Raw genomic sequence first — 17,840 nt, 5'->3', positions numbered from 1 at the left:
GGCGGTGGGGGCGGTAAGGTAAGCTCCGGCTAACGAACCCGTGGAGCAGCAGAGATGGACATCGCGCATTTGCATTTTCTGGTAGCCGAAGGCGACAGCGCCCAGCGCGCCGGGCTGGTCGAGATGCTGGGCCGCCTCGGCGCCAGCCGCGTCACCGAGGTGCCCGACGGGCACATGGCGCTGCGCACCTTCCAGGCCGGCTTCACGCCCCGCGTGCACGTGGCCATCGTCGACCTGGCGCTGCCTGGCATGGACGGGCTGGAACTGATCCGCAACCTGGCCAGCCTGGATTCGGGCATCAGCCTGATCGTCACCGGCGCCCAGCCGGCCAATCTGCTGTTCTCGGTCGAGACCCTGGCCCAGGTCTACGGCATCGATCTGCTCGGCTCCATCTCCAAGCCGGTCACCGCCGCCAAACTCAAACCCCTGCTCGACAACTACGCGCCGCCGCCCGCGCACCCGGAAGCCGACAGCACGCCGCGCTTCTCCTTCGCCGAGATCGGCACCGGCCTGCAGAAACGCCAGTTCGAACCCTTCTTCCAGCCGAAGATCGAGCTCGCCACCGGCCAGGTGAAGGGCCTCGAAACCTTCGCCCGCTGGCGCCATCCCGAGCACGGCCTGCTCGGCCCCTCGGCCTTCATCGACGCGCTCGAGCAGAACAACCGCATCGACTTCCTCGACTGGAGCATGATAGAGCTGTCGGTCGAACGCTGCCGCTGGTTCCACGACCAGGGCACGCCAATCTCGATCTCGATCAACCTGGCGCCCGAGACCATCGCGCACCCGGCCTTCCTGCGCCAGATCGGCGCCGTGCTCGGCCGCCACGCGGTCCTGCCGGACTACATCACCTTCGAAATGCCGGAATCCTCGGTGCTGAACACCGACCCGAACTTCATCGAACGCCTGGTACGCCTGCGCATGATGGGTTTCGGCCTCGCCATCGACGATTACGGCACCGGCCGCTCCAACCTGCAGCTGCTGGCGCGCATTCCCTTCACCGAGCTGAAGATCGACCGCAGCTTCGTCGACGGCGCCTCGAAACGGCGCCCGCTCGGCACCGTGCTGCGCTCCTGCCTCAGCCTCGCGCACAGCCTGGACCGGATGTCGGTCGCGGTGGGCGTGGAGACGCGCCAGGACTGGGATTTCCTGCAAGGGCTGGGCTGCACCTATGCGCAGGGCTATCACATCGCCAATCCGATGGAAGCCACGGCCTTCCCGGGCTGGCTCGAGGATTGGCGCCACTTCTTCTGACCGGCGCCCGACGATGCCGGCCGAGCTTGCGTTCGAAAGGGAAGCAGCGTCCTCCAGGCGGATAGATGGCCTGTATTTCTGGGCGCTCGTTCTTGTGGTTGGCGGCGTACTGGCGATGCTGTGCTGGCGCAGCGCCGCTGCCTTGCCTGTCGGCGCGGCCGGCGCCGGCGCCGGGATCTGCATGTATGCATACTTGCTGCGTGCTGCTCCGGTTCGCGTCTGTTTCCGCTGCTGCTGGCTCGACAGCGCAGGAGTCCATCATATCGAGGGCGACGACCCGGCCGGCAGGATTGCACATTATGGATGGAGCGAGATCGAGCGGGCCGAGGCCTCGGATGAAGGGGACGATTTTCGGGGAATTATCCTCTTCCTGCGGCGTGCCGGCATGCGTCATGTGCCGGTGCTGCTGACACTGGAGGAAAATGCGAGCGCGGTAGCAGCCATCCGCGAGTGGATCGGCGCGCCGCCGCAGACCGGCTCCAAGCAGCATCTCAAACAAGGAACGGAGGAACGATGACGATTCAGTTGCGCTGCCGCTGCGGCAAGCTGGAAGGAGAGGTCGATGCATCGCGCGTGAAAGCGCGCGCCGTTTGCTATTGCAAGGATTGCCAGGCCTTTGCGCGCTTCCTGAAAGCGGAAGGCGATGTCCTCGACAGCGCCGGCGGCACCGAGGTCGAGGCGATGCTGCCGTCCGGCCTGCGCTTCACCAAAGGACTCGAGCACCTGGCCTGCATGTCGCTCAGCCCGAAGGGGATCTACCGCTGGTATGCGTCCTGCTGCAATACGCCGGTCGGGAACACGCCGCGCACGCCGAAAGCCTCCTATCTCGGCCTGGTGCGCACCTGCCTGGCCGCGACGCCCGAAGAGCTGGACCGCCAGCTGGGCAGCGGGCGCATGACGGCGAATACCGAGTCGGCGCGGGCGCCCGTGAAGGCGACGCCTTTCGCCGTGCTGCGCGCAGTGCCCAGGCTTGGCGCCATGCTGGTCGGGGCGCGCATCGGCGGCGGCTGGCGCGAGAATCCCTTCTTCGACGCCGCAGGCGCGCCGGTGCGGACCCCGCGCGTCCTGAGCCGCGAGGAGCGCGCCGCCGTCACGCCTTGAGGGGTCAGAGCTCGATCACCAGCTCCGGCCGGAAGCTCTCCTGCTCGCCCTTGCTGAGGTAACCCAGCGGGTTCGCCACCACGCGGCAGGACCAGGATCGGCCACCTTCCACGCCCGAGACCACGTAATCGTTCATGCAGTGCAGGTGCCCGTGCATCCACACGTCGGCCAGCGGCAGCAGCGCGTCGAGCGCATTGCAGAAGCCCGCGGTGCCGGGCGTGACGCCGTAGCGCGGGTCGGCGCTTTTCAGGCTGGGCGCGAAGTGGGTGACGGCGACCGTGACGCCGTCGAAGGGTGCGGCCAATGCCGACCGCAGCCAGGCCTGGCAGTCGAGCGCCATGGCGCGCCAGCCCTCGGCCAGCACCGGTTCGCCGCCGCGCAGGGTGGTGTTCTTGTTGAGATAAAAATTCGCGGCGCGGAAGGCCTTCTCGCGCAGCTGCAGCTGCCGCGTCAATTCGTGTCCGCCGGCGAGGGCGTCGAAGTCGGCCCACAGGGTGCTGCCCACAAAACGCACATGGCCGATGAGCACCGTCTCGCGGTCCAGCCAGGTAATGCCGAGACGTTCGCAGGTGGCGCGCAGGCGCGCGTGCGTCTCGTCGAAGTCGAGGCCGTCGTATTCGTGGTTGCCCGGCACGTAGAGCACCCGGGCGCCGGTCATCCCGAGGGCAGGGGAGAATCGCTCCAGGCCGAAGTCGGTGCTCGTCAGGCGCGAGCCGCCCTGGTAGGAACCGATGTCGCCGGCGAGGACGATGACGTCGGCATCGGGCGCCAGCGCGGGCTGGAAGGCCGGATAGCGTTCGAGGTGGAGGTCGGAAAACAGCTGTATGCGCATGGCGGCAGTATAGCCTGACCCGGCTCCGTCCCGTAGCGTACGCCCGATGCGCGGCAAGGGTGCGCAAGCGCACAGAACCCGGGCGGTGCCCGGGCTACGGTGCAGCATTGACCAGCAAGGGGGCAATATGAGCAAGGACTCGGACAATCTGCGCGTCAAGCCGGCGAACATGCCGGCCGGCGGCTGGGGCTCGGTGGGCGAGGTGGCGCATATCCTGTTCGACCAGCGCACGGCGCTGAAGGACGCTCCGCTGCTGGCCAGGCAGAACAAGCCCGACGGCTACGCCTGCGTCAGCTGCGCCTGGGCCAAGCCGGCCAACCCGCATCCCTTCGAATTCTGCGAAAGCGGTGCCAAGGCCACGGCATGGGAAACCACCAGCAAGCGTCTCGAGCCCGCGTTCTTCGAGCGTCATACCGTGACCGAGCTGGAAGCCTGGGGCGACCACGAGCTGGAAGACCTGGGGCGGCTGACCGTGCCGCTGCGCTGGGACGCGGCCAGCGACAAATACCGGCCGGTCGGCTGGGACACGGCCTTCGCCGAGATCGGCGCGGCGCTGCGCGCCATGGAGCGCGAGCAGGTCGTGTTCTACAGCTCGGGCCGGGCTTCGCTCGAGACCTCCTACATGTACAGCCTGCTGGCGCGCATGTACGGCAACAACAACCTGCCCGACAGCTCGAACATGTGCCACGAGAGCACCTCGGTGGGACTGCAGAAGAGCATCGGCGACGGCGTCGGTACCGTGGTGCTGGACGACTTCGCGCAGACCGACTGCATCTTCTTCTTCGGCCAGAACGTCGGCGTGAACAGCCCGCGCATGCTGCACCAGCTGCAGGAGGCGCGCCGCCGCGGCGTCCCCATCGTCACCTTCAATCCGCTGCGCGAGCGCGGGCTGGTCAGCTTCACCAACCCCCAGTCCCCGGTCGAGATGCTGACCAGGCACGAAACCGTCATCAGCACCGACTACCTGCAGGTGAAACCGGGCGGCGACACGGCGGCCATCATGGGCCTGTGCAAGACGGTCTTCGCGCTCGACGACGCGGCCGTCGCGGCCGGAGAACCGCGCGTGCTCGATACCGTCTTCATCATGGAGCACACCCACGGCTTCGCCGAATTCGAAGCTTCCGTGCGCGCCTGCGAATGGAGCGCGATCGAGCGCGAGTCGGGCCTCACGCGGGCGGCGCTGGAAAGCGCGGGCGCGGTGTATGCGCGCGCCGGCGCCGTGCTGGGCGTGTACGGCATGGGCCTGACCCAGCACCGCAACGGCGTGCAGAACGTGGAAATGATCGTCAACCTGCTGCTCCTGCGCGGGAACATCGGCAAGCCCGGGGCCGGCGTCTGCCCGGTGCGCGGGCACTCGAACGTGCAGGGCCAGCGCACGGTCGGCATCACCGAAAAGCCCGAGCTGGCGCCGCTGGATAAACTGAAGGAGCAGTACGGCTTCGAGCCGCCGCGGGAAAAGGGCATGAACACGGTCGAGGCCTGCGAGGCGATCCTGGCGCGCAAGGTGCCGGCCTTTGTCGGGCTTGGCGGGAACTTCCTGCGCGCCGTGCCCGAGACCGTGCTGATGGAAGCGGCCTGGCGCGAGATCCCGCTCACCGTGCAGATCGCGACGAAACTGAACCGCAACCACATCGTCCACGGCAAGGCATCCTACGTCCTGCCTTGCCTGGGGCGGATCGAAGTGGACCGCCAGGCGGGCGGAGAGCAGTCCGTCACGGTCGAGGACAGCACGGCCTGCATCCACGGTTCGCGCGGGATGGCGGAGCCGGCTGCCCACACGCTGCTGTCCGAACCGGCCATCGTCGCCGGCATCGCCAAGGCGACGCTGGACCCGAATCCGAAGCTGGACTGGGATGCCTGGGTGGCCGACTACGGCCGCATCCGCGAAGCGATCGCCGAGACCTACCCGGACATCTTCCACGACTTCAATGCGCGCATGTGGACCCCGGGCGGTTTCCGTAAACCCGTCGGCGCCGCGCACCGGGTCTGGAAGACCGAGAGCGGCAAGGCGCAGTTCGGCGTGCCCGAGGCGCTCGCCGGCGACCCCGACCTGCAGCCGCGGGAAAACACGCTGCGCCTGTTCACGGTGCGCAGCGACGGCCAGTTCAACACCACCATCTACAGCCGCGACGACCGCTTCAGGGGCGTGTACGGCAGCCGCATGGTGCTGTTCATGCACCGCGCCGACATGGCCACGCGCGCGTTGGCGCCGGGCGATGCCGTGACCCTCAGCTGCGCGGCCGAGGACGGCGTCGTGCGCCGGGTCGAGGGCCTGGTGCTGGTGCCCTACGATATTCCGCCGGGGACCATCGCCGGCTACTACCCCGAATGTAATCCGCTGATCCCGCTCTGGCACCACGCCAAGGACAGCAAGGTGCCGGCCGCGAAGGCGATCGACGTGCGGATCGAGCGAAGTGGGCAACTGAGCGGGGGCGCGCAATGAACGCCGTCGAACCCTTCCTCGAAGCGCCCGAGGCCACGCGGCGCCTGCCGGCCAGCCGCTGCACGCCGGCGGGTGTGGAAGAGGACAGCGAACTGGTGGCCGAGGAAGTGCCGGTCGCCTTCAGCTACAACGGCGTCAACCACGCGGTGATGCTGGCTTCGCCGCTCGACCTGGAAGACTTCGCGCTCGGCTTTACCCTGGGCGAACGCATCGTGCGCAGCGCGCGCGACGTCTACGACATCGAGGTCGAGTACACGGAGCGCGGCATCGCCGTCGAGCTGCGCATCGCCTCCGGCGCGATGGCGCGCCTGAAGGGCACGCGCATGGCGCGCCTGGGCAAGACCGGCTGCGGCCTGTGCGGCGTGGACAGCCTCGAGTACTTCGATCAGGACGCGTGTACGCCCGACCCGTGCCTGGCGCGGCCGTCGCAGTTGCCATTCGAGGCCGCCGCGCTGCACCGGGCGATGGGCGAGCTGGCCGCGCGCCAGACCTTGCACCAGGCCACCGGCGCCGTGCATGCCGCCGGCTGGGCCGGGCGCGACGGCAGCCTGGCGTGCGTGCGCGAAGACGTCGGCCGCCACAACGCGCTCGACAAGCTGGTCGGCGCGCTGGCACGTTCGGGAACGGACGTGAATGCGGGCTTCGCGGTGGTCACCAGCCGCGCCAGTTTCGAGATGGTGCAGAAGGCGGCGCGCGCCGGCATCGGGCTGTTGGCGGCGATCTCGGCGCCGACGGCGCTGGCAGTGGAGATGGCGGAAGGGGCCGGGCTGACGCTGGCCGGCTTTGTGCGCGGTGGGAGACACGTCGTGTATAGCCACCCGGAGCGGTTACGATCTTTGGCGGCGGCATAACGTAGGGTGGGCTCTCCGAGCCCACGCGGTCGTACTTATGCGTGCCGCGCCGACTGAACTTGCGTTTCGACATGCATACCTTGCACCGCGTGGGCACGGAGTGCCCACCCTACGTTATTCTTCGTCCTGTAATTTGTCGAACACTGTTAGCGCCTGTTCGCTCAAGCCATCGGTGACAAAGGGATCGTCCGGTGCAAACTGCGCACCATCGACCAGCATGCGCAGCTTGGCCAGACGGTCGCCGAGCGCCAGCGCCTGCGCCAGCGACGCCGAATCCGGGCTGCCGGCGGCCCCGATCGCTGCGGCCACCGCCTCCGGAAACTCCCACAGCGCCGCAATCCGCGCCGACAGCGCGCGCGCATGCCGGAACAGTCCGTCCACGAATTCTTCCGACCAGGGCAGCGCCTGGTCGCCGCAGATCTGGTCGAGCAGGCGGAAGGCCACCACCAGCCCGACGTTTTCCATCAGCCCGGCGAGATAGGCGTCGAAGGCGTTCGCGCGCAGGCCCGGCGCGAGCAGGCTGGCGGCCAGCGCGGCCTTTTCGGACTGGCGCCAGACCACCGGCGCGACGCGGCGCGCCAGCACGCCGCTCTGCATGCTGACGATGGGACGGAAGGCCACGCGCGCCAGCAGCATGCGCATGCCGTTCTGGCCGAGCAGCATGATCGCGGACTGGATGCTGTTGATGGGCGGGCCGGAGTGGTAGCGCGGCAGGTAGGCCGGCCGGTTCGCCTCGCGGTAGACCTCGGCCACCAGCAGGGTGTCCTGGCTCAGCTGGCGCGAGAGCTCGGCCGCGTTCATATCCTCGGCCTGCAGGGTGCGCATCAGTTGCGGAATGATGTCCGGCACGCGCGGCACCAGGGCCGCGCCGGCCACGGGCGCCTGCGCCAGGCCGGCCAGTTCCTCGAGGATGCGGCCTTCGATGAGGGCCGGCGCGCGCGGCGGCGGCGCGGCCGCCAGCCAGCGGTACCAGGCGAGGTCGAGCTCGCGCGCGGTGGCGGGATCGGGCGCGTCCTGCACCGGCGCCGGCACGGCCGCTGCCGCCTTGGGGGCGTCCGCCCCGCCTTTCGATTTACCGAACCAACCCATACCCGCTGCCCACGTTGAATGCCACCGCAGGATTTTACATGAGGCGCCGCGGCGCGGACGGAACGCGCCGGTGACAATTGATGACTTTACAGGGCGGCGCCGGATGGTATTCTTGCAATCTTTCAATATTCGTCACTGAGTATCCGTGCCCAGCTTCCCGCGCTTCGTGTCCTGCCTGGCCGGCCTGGCTGCCGGCGCCGCCTTTGCCGCCGGCCCGACCCTGCCGGCCACGCCCGACTCCTGGCGTGCCGCTGCCCGGGGCGACATCGAAGCGGCCGTGCAGGTCACGCGTGAGAACCATCCGGGCGCGCACGATCCCACCAACCCGTCCTTCCTGGCGCGGATCGAGGACGCACGGCGCCACGGACTGGCGCTGGCCGCGCGGGTAGAGGATGCGGCCGGCTATGTTGCCGCCGTCGAGGCCTTCAATGCGCGTATCGGCGACGGTCATGCGGGGATGCGGGTGATGATCGACGAGGCGGCGCTGCCGCCGCCGCGCTGGCCCGGTTTCGTGAGCGCCTGGCGCGGCGATGCGCTGTACGTGTACGCTTCCCGTCCCGGCGAACCGCCGGTCGGCAGCAAGCTGCTCGGCTGCGACGGCAGGCCGGGCGAACAGCTGATCCGCGAGAACGTGTTCGCGTTCGGCGGCCGGGTCGAGGAGGCGGGGCAGTGGTGGACCGAAGCGCCGCGCCTGTTCGTCGATACCCATAATCCTTTTGTAGCATTGCCGCAGCGCTGCCGTTTCGAGGGGCAGGGCAAGGCCTTCGAGCACACCCTGGCCTGGCGCCCGTTCGATGCCGAGGCGCGGCGCTGGCGCCAGGAGAGCGAGAGCCTCGACGTGCACCCGGTCGGCATGAGTGAGCCGCGTCCGAAGCTGGTCTGGGTGGCGATGCCGACCTTCCACCCGAACGAGGCCGAACGCAGTGCCTACCGTGCCATGACCCGCGATGCCGCGGAAAACCGCGCGCGCTGGCTGGCGCTGGACGCGGTCGTGATCGACCTGCGCAAGAACGGCGGCGGCAACTCGGCCTGGAGCCACGATTTCGCGCGTGCCCTGTGGGGCCGCGAGCGCGTCGACCGTGCGCTGGCCGATTTTTCCGCACGCTCCGAGGTCTGGTGGCGCGCTTCGCCTGCCAACACCGACTATGTCGATTTGATCGTGCAGGTGCTCGCCCGGCAGGGGCAGCCGGGGCAGGCCGCCTGGGCCCGCGAGCAGGCAGCGGGCATGCGCGCCGCGCTGGCGCGGGGCGAGCCCTACTACGTGCAGAAGAAGGACGCAAGCGCATCCGTAGCCGCGGCGCCCGATGCCACGCCGCCGTTCACCAGGCCCGTGTACGTGGTCGTGCCGGGCGACTGCGCCAGTTCCTGCCTCGACGCCCTCGACGCCTTCACCCGCTTCCCGAACACGACCCTGATCGGCGCGCCCAGTTCCGCCGACTCGACCTACATGGAAGTGCGGCGCCACCCGCTCGCATCGAAGCTGGCGCGGGTGATGGTCCCGAACAAGATGTACGTGAACCGCGGCCGCGCCAACGGCCAGTTCTATCCGGCGGCGATCGAAGTGCGCGACCTGGTCTGGTCGAGCGAGACGCTGCTCGAGACGGTCGAACGGGACCTGGCGCAGCGCCGGGCCCATGCACAAGCCCTTTCCAACACCGATCGATGACGAGGTAAGCCCGATGTTCCATGCTTTGCGCAAGCGTTTCTCCCTGCAGTTCGGCGCCGCCGCGCTGGCCGCCCTGGCCTGCGGGCTCTCCGCTGCCGCGCCCGCGGCCTTGCCCGCGACGCCGGCGGCCTGGCGCGATGCGGCCCATGCCGACATCGAGGCGGCCGTCAGGATCACGCGCGAGAACCATCCGGGCGTGCTGGACGCGCGCAATCCTGGCTTCGCGGCCAACCTGGAAGCGGCGCGCCGCCACGGCCTGGCGCTGGCCGGCCAGGTGACCGATGCCCGCAGCTACACGGCCGCGGTGGAAGGCTTCAACGTGCGCATCAAGGACGGCCACGCCGGCATGTTCGCGCGGCTGGGGGACGCGAAGGCTGCGCAGCTGCGCTGGCCCGGCTTCGTCACCGTCTGGCGCGGCGATGGCCTCTACGTGCACAGCGCCCAGCCGGGTCAGCCGGCCGTCGGCAGCAGGCTGCGCTCCTGCGACGGCAAGGCGGCCGGGCAGCTCATTCGCGACAACGTGTTCAGCTTCCAGGGCCGGGTCGACGAGGCGGGGCAGTGGTGGTCGCGCGCGCGCCGCGTCTTCCTCGACGATGGCAATCCCTTCATCGCCCTGCCGCGGCGCTGCCGGTTCGAGTCCAAAGGCCGCGTGCAGGAACATGTGCTGGCCTGGCGCGCAATCGACGCCGAGGGCGAGCGCTGGCTGGACGACAGCAACGGCGGCGACGCCGGTCCGGTCGGTGTAAGCGAGCCGCGCAAGAACCTGTTCTGGGTCTCGATGCCGACCTTCCATCCGAACGAAGCCGAGCGCGCCGCCTACCGTGCCATGACCGCCGAACTGGAAGCGCAGCGCGCACGCTGGCTGAGCCTCGACGCCGTCGTCGTCGACCTGCGCAAGAACCAGGGCGGCTCCTCGAGCTGGAGCCAGGGCTTCGCCGAAGCCCTGTGGGGCAAGGAACGCGTGAGGAAGGAAAGCGCCGCCTACGATGCCGGTGTCGAGGTCTGGTGGCGCGCGTCGCCGGACAACACCAGCTACGTCGCCAGCCTGGCCGAGCGCCTGGCGCGCGAGGGCAGCACTGAAGTCGCCGCGCGCATCGCCGTCTACGCCCAGGGGATGCGCGACGCGCTCGCGGCCGGCAAGCCGTTCTACGTCGAGCCGGAAGACCCGGCGCCCGATGCCGCCGCCACGCCGGACGGCCCCGCCTTCACCCGCCCCGTGTACGTAATCGTGCCCGGTAACTGCGCCAGCGCCTGTCTCGACGCGCTCGATGTCTTCACCCGTTTCCCTAACACGGTGCTGGTCGGCGCGCCGAGTTCGGCCGACTCGACCTACATGGACGTGCGCGTCGCCGAACTGGAGTCGGGCCGCGCCGCCGTGATCGTCCCGAACAAGGTGTACGTCAACCGCAAGCGCGCCAACGGCGAGATCTACAAGCCGCAGATCGAGGTGCGCGACGTCGCCTGGACCGGCGCGACCCTGCTGAAAGCGGTCGAGGCGGACCTGGCGCGGCGCGCGGCAGGCGGCCGCACGGCTGGCCGATAGTCCTTCGGTTCCATCCGTGCGACAATCGCGCGCATGATGACCCTTTCGGATTACCAGGCGCTGTTTCGCGTCACGCCTTACCCCTATCTCGTGATGACGCCCGACCTCACCATCGTCGGCGCCAGCGGCGCTTACCTGCGCTCGGTGCAGCGCACGGAAGCGGAGATCGTCGGACGCAACGTGTTCGAGGCCTTCCCGGCGGAGGAAGGCAACGTCGAGGCGACCAACATCACCGAGGTCAAGGCCTCGATGCTGCGCGCGCTGGCCAAGGGACAGCCGGATACGACGGCCTTCGTGCGCTACGCGGTCGAGGTCGAAACGCCGGAAGGGAAGCAGTACGAGGAGCGCTACTGGAGCACCGTCCATACGCCGGTGCTGGACGCGGAGGGCAAGCCCTTCCTGCTGTTCCAGAATCCGGTCGACGTCACCGAGCTGTATCGCTACGACCAGCAGTCCGAGGTCGCGAGCCTGCAGCTGGCGCCGCCGAGCGTCGACAATACCGAGAACTTCAACCGCGCCCAGATGCACGAGGCGCTCTCGCGCATCCTGAACAACGAGCGCGAACACCTGCGCAGCCTGTTCAACCAGGCGCCGGGTTTCGTCGCCGTGCTGATGGGACCGAAGCACGTGTTCGAGATGGTCAACGAGGCCTATTACCAGCTGGTCGGGCACCGCGAACTGGTCGGCAAGGCGGTGTGGGATGCGCTGCCCGAGGTGGCGGGCCAGGGCTTCGAGGAATATCTCGACCGCGTCTACCGCACGGGCGAGCCCTGGATCACCCACGCGATGCCGCTTTCCGTCCAATACGACCGCGGCGGGCCGCTGGTACAGCGTTATATCGATCTGATGTACCAGCCGTACAAGGACCAGTACGGCACGACGATCGGCATCTTCGCGCAAGGCTACGACGTGACCGAATCGGTCGAGGCCCAGATGGCCAAGCGCGAAAGCGAGGAGCGGCTGCGCGACGGCATGGATGCGGCCAAGATGGTGGTCTGGGACTGGGACCTCGCCAGCGGCCAGCTGGCGTACTCGGAGAACGTGTCGGACGTCTTCGGCTTCGCTCCCGTGCAGATGGGCGCCGTGGGCGCGCACATCCACCCCGACGACCGCCAGAAGATCGCGGATGCGCATCGCAGCGCCATTGCAGGCGCCGGCGCCTACAAGGAAATCGTGCGCTTCATCCGTCCCGACAACGCCCGCCAGGTCTGGCTCGACAGCCGCGGCAAGGTGCAGTTCGATGCCGATGGACAGCCGGCGCGCATGCGCGGCGTGACGGTCGACGTGACCGACCGCTACCAGGCCGAGTTCGAGCTGCGCGAAGCGAACCGCAAGAAGGACGAATTCCTCGCCATGCTGGCGCACGAACTGCGCAACCCGCTGGCGCCGATCAGCACCGCCGCCGAGATGCTGCGCCTGACCACGGTGGCGGACGCGCGCACGAAAAAGGCGAGCGAAGTGATCAGCCGCCAGGTCAGGCACATGACGGCGCTGGTGGACGATCTGCTGGACGTCTCGCGCGTCACGCGCGGCCTGGTGGAACTGGAAAAGGAACTGGTCGACATCAAGGGCGCGGTGTCCAGCGCCGTCGAGCAGGCGCGGCCCCTGATCGAGGCGCGCCGCCACGCGCTGACCGTGCGCACCGACGCCACCCAGGCCACCGTGCTGGGCGACCGCACGCGCCTGGTGCAGGTGATCGCCAACCTGCTCAACAACGCGGCCAAGTACACGCCCCAGGGCGGCGAGATCACGCTGGCCGTGCACGCGCAGGACAGCTGGGCCGACATCGAAGTCATCGACAACGGCATCGGCATCGACACCGTGCTGCTGCCGCATGTCTTCGAACTGTTCACCCAGGCCGAACGCACGCCCGACCGCGCCCAGGGCGGCCTGGGCATCGGCCTGGCCCTGGTCAAGACCATGGTCGCCCTGCATGGCGGCACCGTCACCGCCGACAGCGCCGGTCCCGGCAAGGGCAGCACCTTCACCATCCGCCTGCCGGCCATCACCCAGCGCCTCAAGCAGCACATCGAAGACACGGCGCGCGAAGGCATGCTGACGGGTCCTTCCTCGCTACGCATCATGATCGTCGACGACAACGTCGACGCCGCCGAGTCGCTCGCCGTACTGCTCGAAGCGCAAGGGCACCAGGTGCGGGTCGAAGCGCATCCGGTGCCGGCGCTCGCGAACGCCCACCGCGACCCACCCGAGGTCTTCATCCTCGACATCGGCCTGCCCGAGATGGACGGCTACGAACTCGCGCGCCGCCTGCGCGCCGACCCGGTCACCTCCTCGGCGCTGTTCATCGCGCTGACGGGCTATGGCCAGGCGCACGACCGCATCCTGTCGAAGTCGAGCGGGTTCGAGCATCACTTCGTGAAGCCGATGGATACGGACAGGCTGGGCCAGGTGCTGGGGACGGTGCGGGAACGTTCGGCCGGGTGAGACGGCCCGGGCGCCGGCATGGCGCGGTTCGTAGGGTGGACTCCCGAGTCCACGCGTTGACAAGGTTCGAGCACCGTCACCTTCGACAGGCACGGATACGCATGAGTGCACCCTGTGCTGGTGGTGCGCGTAGGTACGAAACGCGTGGACTCAGGAGTCCACCCTACAGTTCTGCGCGAGATGCCGAGGCTAGCGCGGGTAGTTGAAGGTCGTTAACTGGACAAACGGCTTGAGCTGCAAGCGAAAGCCGTAGGGCGGGGCGTCGGCATGGTCGTAGCGTCGTTCCAGCAGTTTCGCAGCGGAGAACTCGATCGCAGTGCCGCGCTTATCCTGGATCACGCGTGCCCCCGGACAGTCCAGCAAATCCAGGCGGACCAGAGGTTCCGTCATGCCGGCACAGGTGATCAGGAGCGCCACATCGCCCGCCATCGGATGGATCGTCAGGTCCAGCGAATACGCTTCCCGCGCGAAGAGATATCGAAACGAAATGCCATATTCTTTTTCGATCGGCACGACCTCCAGCGCCTCCAGAAAATCGAGGGGCTCCCACGAGAATTCAGGCATGCAAGGCTCCGCTCAATACTCGCGCCGGTCGGGTTTGATTTCCTGCAGGATCGTCGTCGCAATCTCCTCGATCGACTTGGTCGTCGACGACAGCCAGCGAATCCCTTCGCGCTTCATCATCATCTCCGCCTCGTTGACCTCGTAGCGGCAGTTCTCAATCGACGCGTATTTACTGCCGGCGCGGCGCTCGTTGCGGATCTCCGTCAGGCGCTCCGGCGTGATGGTCAGCCCGAACAGCTTATGCTTGAACGGCGGCAGCGAGGACGGCAGCTTGCCGCGTTCAAAATCGTCCGGGATCAGCGGATAGTTGGCCGCCTTGATGCCGTACTGCATGGCGAGATAGAGCGAAGTAGGCGTCTTGCCCGAGCGCGAGACGCCGACCAGGATCACATCGGCCTCGGCCAGGTTCTTGTGCGATTGCCCGTCGTCGTGCGCCAGCGAGAAATTGATGGCCTCGATGCGGTTCTTGTATTCCTCGGAGTCGACCACGTTGTGGATGCGGCCGATGGTGTGCGTCGATTTCACGCCCAGTTCCATTTCCAGCGGGGCAACGAAGGTCTGGAACAAGTCCATGTGCATGCCGTTCGAGGCGCGGATCACGCCGGACAGGTCGTGCTTGACCAGGGTCGAGAACACGATCGGGCGCTGGTTGTCGGCGGCATAGACCTCGTTGATGCGGCGTGCAGCGTCCTTGGCTTTCTCGATGGTGTCGATGAAGGGAATCCGGATCTGGCGGAAACGCATCTCGAACTGGCTCAGCACCGCGTGGCCGAAGGTTTCGGCGGTGATGCCGGTGCCGTCGGAAACGAAGAAAACGGTGCGGGTCGGGGCGGGAAGCGGAGGGCGGGCGTCGAGCGTCATGGTATTTTTTTAATAAATGCTGTCGGGTTTGCAGTGTTGTGCGATGTGAATCGGGGCCGCACGGGGTAGAATGCTCGGCAACGGATTTTTGCATTGTGCTGCACCGCTCCAAGAATAACAAGAACACGCCGGCAGCCGCGCCCAAAGGTTTCCATCATCAAGTAAGGTGCTTTACCATGACTAACCTGTCTAATGCAGCATTGAAAGAACCCGAGCAGGGCAGCGGCGTGTACGTTGCCGCGTTCGAAAACCTGCGCATGACCGATGTCGAATCGGTCGGCGGCAAGAATGCCTCGCTCGGCGAAATGATCAGCCAGCTGGCCGGCGCCGGCGTGCGCGTGCCGACCGGCTTCGCCACCACGGCGCAAGCCTTCCGCGACTTCCTCGAGCATTCCGTCGACGGCGGCCCATCGCTGGCCGCGCGCATCGCGACGCGCCTCGAAGGCCTGGACATCGACGACGTGCGTTCGCTGGCCGCGGCCGGCGCCGAGATCCGCCAGTGGATCGTCGAGACCCCGTTCCAGCCGCGCCTGGAACAGGAAATCCGCAGCTACTACGAGCGCCTGGTGGCCGACTCCACCGCCGAGATGTCCTTCGCCGTGCGCTCCTCGGCCACCGCCGAAGACTTGCCGGACGCATCCTTCGCAGGCCAGCAGGAGACCTTCCTGAACGTGGTCGGCATCGACAACATCCTGGAAGCGATGAAGCACGTCTTCGCTTCGCTCTACAACGACCGCGCCATTTCTTATCGCGTGCACAAGGGCTTCACCCACGCCGAAGTCGCGCTGTCGGCTGGCGTGCAGCGCATGGTGCGCTCGGACGTGGGCGCCGCCGGCGTCATGTTCACGATCGATACCGAATCGGGCTTCAAGGACGTGGTCTTCATCACCTCCAGCTACGGCCTGGGCGAAACGGTGGTGCAGGGCGCGGTCAATCCGGACGAGTTCTACGTCCACAAGCCGATGCTCGAGCAGGGCAAGTCGCCCGTCATCCGCCGCAACATCGGCTCGAAACTGATCAAGATGGAGTTCACGAACGAAGCCAAGGCCGGCCGTTCGGTGAAGACCGTCGACGTGCCGATCGAGATGCGCAACCGCTACTCGCTGACCGACGCCGAAGTGGTCGAGCTGGCCAAGTATGCCGTCATCATCGAGAACCACTATGGCCGTCCGATGGACATCGAGTGGGGCAAGGATGGCCGCGACGGCAAGCTCTTCATCCTGCAGGCGCGTCCCGAGACTGTGAAATCGCAGCAGAAGGCGACCGACGCCCAGCAGCGCTTCAGCCTGAAGGGCACCGGCACCGTGCTGACCCACGGCCGCGCGATCGGCCAGAAGATCGGCGCCGGTCCCGTGCGCGTGATTACTGACCCGTCGGAAATGGAACGCGTCCAGCCGGGCGACGTGCTGGTGGCCGACATGACCGACCCGAACTGGGAGCCGGTCATGAAGCGTGCTTCGGCAATCGTCACCAACCGCGGCGGCCGCACCTGCCACGCGGCGATCATTGCGCGTGAACTGGGCGTGCCGGCCGTCGTCGGCTGCGGCGATGCGACCGAGACGCTGAAGGACGGCACTTTTGTCACCGTTTCCTGCGCCGAAGGCGACGAAGGCAAGATCTACGACGGCCTGCTGGAAACGGAAGTGACCGAAGTCTCGCGCGGTGAGCTGCCGCCGATCCCGACCAAGATCATGCTCAACGTCGGCAACCCGCAGCTGGCCTTCGACTTCCAGTCGGTGCCGAACGGCGGCGTGGGTCTGGCGCGTCTGGAATTCATCATCAACAACAACATCGGCGTGCACCCGAAGGCCATCCTCGAGTACCCGAACATCGACGCCGACCTGAAGAAGGCGGTCGAATCGGTCGCCCGCGGCCATGCTTCCCCTAAAGCCTTCTACGTGGACAAGCTGGCCGAAGGCGTGGCGACGATTGCTGCCGCGTTCTGGCCGAAGCCGGTCATCGTGCGCCTGTCCGACTTCAAGTCGAACGAGTACAAGAAGCTGATCGGCGGTTCGCGTTACGAGCCGGACGAGGAAAACCCGATGCTGGGCTTCCGCGGCGCCGCGCGCTACCTGGCCGAGGACTTCGCTGAAAGTTTCGAGATGGAGTGCCTGGCCATGAAACGCGTGCGCGAAGAGATGGGCCTGACCAACGTCGAGCTGATGATCCCGTTCGTGCGTACGCTCGGCCAGGCCGAGAAGGTGATCGAGCTGCTGGCGAAATATGGCCTGAAGCGCGGCGAGAACGGCCTGCGCGTCATCATGATGTGCGAAGTGCCGTCGAACGCGATCCTGGCCGAGCAGTTCCTGCAGCACTTCGACGGCTTCTCGATCGGCTCGAACGACCTGACCCAGCTGACCCTGGGCCTGGACCGCGATTCCGGCATGGAGCTGCTGGCCAAGGACTTCGACGAGCGCGACCCGGCCGTGAAAGCCATGCTGTCGCTGGCCATCAAGGCTTGCCGCGCGCAGGGCAAGTACATCGGCATCTGCGGCCAGGGTCCTTCGGACAATCCGGATTTCGCGGAGTGGCTGGTGGAGCAGGGCATCGAGTCGATGTCGCTCAATCCCGACTCGGTGATCGATACCTGGCAGAAGCTGGCAGCCAAGTAAGACAGGACAGCCTGCCGCGGCAGGCTGGTCGGCAAAAAACCCCGCCGCCCTGATGGGCGCGGGGTTTTTCTTTTGTTCGGAGAGCGTTTAACGTCTCAGGTCGGAAAAGGATGCGGAGACAACACGTTCGGTCAAGGCGGCCCCGACGCCCATGCATGTCAGGAAAGTGCGCGCTGCGCTTGCGCCGGCGAAGCGGCGGATCAGTTGTGCCCTGTACACAGTCCTGGTCAAGAGATCGTTTTTTCGAACGTAAGCATGTGCGCTCGGAGACAGGGGTACTGCAGAGGCGTCATTGACAGTGTCAAGGGCCCTCGATAGCTCATTCATTAACATGGTTGGTCTTTCAGTCGAACTGTAGTTCACCGAAGCGCTGAGTTGACGCCGCGCTGCTCATCGCGGAAACGATGTGCGCACGGCAAACATAGGGACGATGTGTAGTGTCCCTTCGCGGATCGTGTTCGACCGGAATGAGTCAGCTAAACGTCGTATCTTCAGCGACTCATGGTAGAGCAATTCTGATTGTACTGGCGCTCAATTGCGATGTCGAAAATGATTATAAAAATGCATCGAAAGTGAAAGACC

Annotated in this window: 13 protein-coding genes; 9 read left to right on the top strand and 4 right to left on the bottom strand. The window is 67.0% G+C overall.

The window, feature by feature from the left end:
* Window positions 1-54 precede the first annotated feature (54 nt).
* From ACFPQ5_RS11670 to ACFPQ5_RS11660, 3 genes are read left to right on the top strand one after another with little or no spacing between them, the layout of a single operon-like run.
* A complete protein-coding gene (locus tag ACFPQ5_RS11670; protein WP_379755312.1) occupies window positions 55-1,251 on the top strand; it encodes an EAL domain-containing response regulator in 1,197 nt (398 codons plus the stop codon).
* A 13-nt stretch (window positions 1,252-1,264) separates the two neighbouring features.
* The gene (locus tag ACFPQ5_RS11665) at window positions 1,265-1,768 is read left to right on the top strand and encodes a hypothetical protein (protein ID WP_379755309.1); all 504 of its coding nucleotides are present in this window, start codon (window positions 1,265-1,267) and stop codon (window positions 1,766-1,768) included.
* Entirely contained in the window at window positions 1,765-2,352 is a 588-nt protein-coding gene (locus ACFPQ5_RS11660; protein WP_379755306.1) for a DUF6151 family protein, read from the top strand. Before ACFPQ5_RS11665 ends, ACFPQ5_RS11660 begins: the two co-directional genes overlap by 4 nt.
* 4 nt (window positions 2,353-2,356) lie before the next feature.
* Here ACFPQ5_RS11660 and ACFPQ5_RS11655 read toward each other — a convergent pair whose 3' ends face one another.
* Window positions 2,357-3,184 (bottom strand): metallophosphoesterase, encoded by an 828-nt coding sequence (locus tag ACFPQ5_RS11655; RefSeq protein WP_379755303.1) that lies wholly within the window; start codon window positions 3,182-3,184, stop codon window positions 2,357-2,359.
* Between the two features lie 127 nt (window positions 3,185-3,311).
* Here ACFPQ5_RS11655 and ACFPQ5_RS11650 point away from each other — a divergent pair, with 127 nt between their 5' ends.
* Window positions 3,312-5,627, top strand: coding sequence for an FdhF/YdeP family oxidoreductase (locus ACFPQ5_RS11650; RefSeq protein ID WP_379755300.1), 2,316 nt, complete (start codon window positions 3,312-3,314; stop codon window positions 5,625-5,627).
* Window positions 5,624-6,478 carry a formate dehydrogenase accessory sulfurtransferase FdhD gene (fdhD, locus tag ACFPQ5_RS11645; RefSeq protein ID WP_379755297.1) on the top strand — a complete coding sequence of 285 codons (855 nt, stop codon included), beginning with the start codon at window positions 5,624-5,626 and terminating at the stop codon, window positions 6,476-6,478. Before ACFPQ5_RS11650 ends, fdhD begins: the two co-directional genes overlap by 4 nt.
* 114 nt (window positions 6,479-6,592) lie before the next feature.
* On the opposite strand, the gene ACFPQ5_RS11640 is transcribed toward fdhD, so the two are convergent.
* The gene (locus ACFPQ5_RS11640; RefSeq protein ID WP_379755294.1) at window positions 6,593-7,567 is read right to left on the bottom strand and encodes an HDOD domain-containing protein; all 975 of its coding nucleotides are present in this window, start codon (window positions 7,565-7,567) and stop codon (window positions 6,593-6,595) included.
* A 145-nt stretch (window positions 7,568-7,712) separates the two neighbouring features.
* Here ACFPQ5_RS11640 and ACFPQ5_RS11635 point away from each other — a divergent pair, with 145 nt between their 5' ends.
* The 3 genes from ACFPQ5_RS11635 to ACFPQ5_RS11625 are packed head-to-tail and all read left to right on the top strand — an operon-like array spanning window position 7,713 to window position 13,221.
* The gene (locus ACFPQ5_RS11635; RefSeq protein ID WP_379755291.1) at window positions 7,713-9,233 is read left to right on the top strand and encodes a S41 family peptidase; all 1,521 of its coding nucleotides are present in this window, start codon (window positions 7,713-7,715) and stop codon (window positions 9,231-9,233) included.
* A 13-nt stretch (window positions 9,234-9,246) separates the two neighbouring features.
* Window positions 9,247-10,776 (top strand): S41 family peptidase, encoded by a 1,530-nt coding sequence (locus ACFPQ5_RS11630; RefSeq protein ID WP_379755288.1) that lies wholly within the window; start codon window positions 9,247-9,249, stop codon window positions 10,774-10,776.
* Between the two features lie 33 nt (window positions 10,777-10,809).
* On the top strand, window positions 10,810-13,221 hold the full coding sequence (locus tag ACFPQ5_RS11625; RefSeq protein ID WP_379755285.1) for a hybrid sensor histidine kinase/response regulator: 2,412 nt from the start codon (window positions 10,810-10,812) through the stop codon (window positions 13,219-13,221).
* Window positions 13,222-13,410: 189 nt separating this feature from the next.
* Here the strand turns inward: ACFPQ5_RS11625 and ACFPQ5_RS11620 are convergent, their stop codons facing one another.
* Together ACFPQ5_RS11620 and ppsR are read right to left on the bottom strand one after the other, a co-directional pair.
* Window positions 13,411-13,785 carry a hypothetical protein gene (locus ACFPQ5_RS11620; protein WP_379755282.1) on the bottom strand — a complete coding sequence of 125 codons (375 nt, stop codon included), beginning with the start codon at window positions 13,783-13,785 and terminating at the stop codon, window positions 13,411-13,413.
* A gap of 12 nt (window positions 13,786-13,797) precedes the next feature.
* Window positions 13,798-14,646, bottom strand: coding sequence for a posphoenolpyruvate synthetase regulatory kinase/phosphorylase PpsR (ppsR, locus tag ACFPQ5_RS11615; protein WP_379755279.1), 849 nt, complete (start codon window positions 14,644-14,646; stop codon window positions 13,798-13,800).
* Window positions 14,647-14,822: 176 nt separating this feature from the next.
* Here ppsR and ppsA point away from each other — a divergent pair, with 176 nt between their 5' ends.
* A complete protein-coding gene (gene ppsA / locus ACFPQ5_RS11610; RefSeq protein WP_379755276.1) occupies window positions 14,823-17,258 on the top strand; it encodes a phosphoenolpyruvate synthase in 2,436 nt (811 codons plus the stop codon).
* Window positions 17,259-17,840: the final 582 nt, after the last annotated feature.

The organism is Massilia suwonensis, assembly GCF_042655665.1.
In the GTDB taxonomy this organism is placed as follows: domain Bacteria; phylum Pseudomonadota; class Gammaproteobacteria; order Burkholderiales; family Burkholderiaceae_D; genus Telluria; species Telluria suwonensis.
The sequence above is the reverse complement of the archived record's forward strand: the minus strand, read 5'-3'. Positions and strand labels throughout refer to the sequence as shown.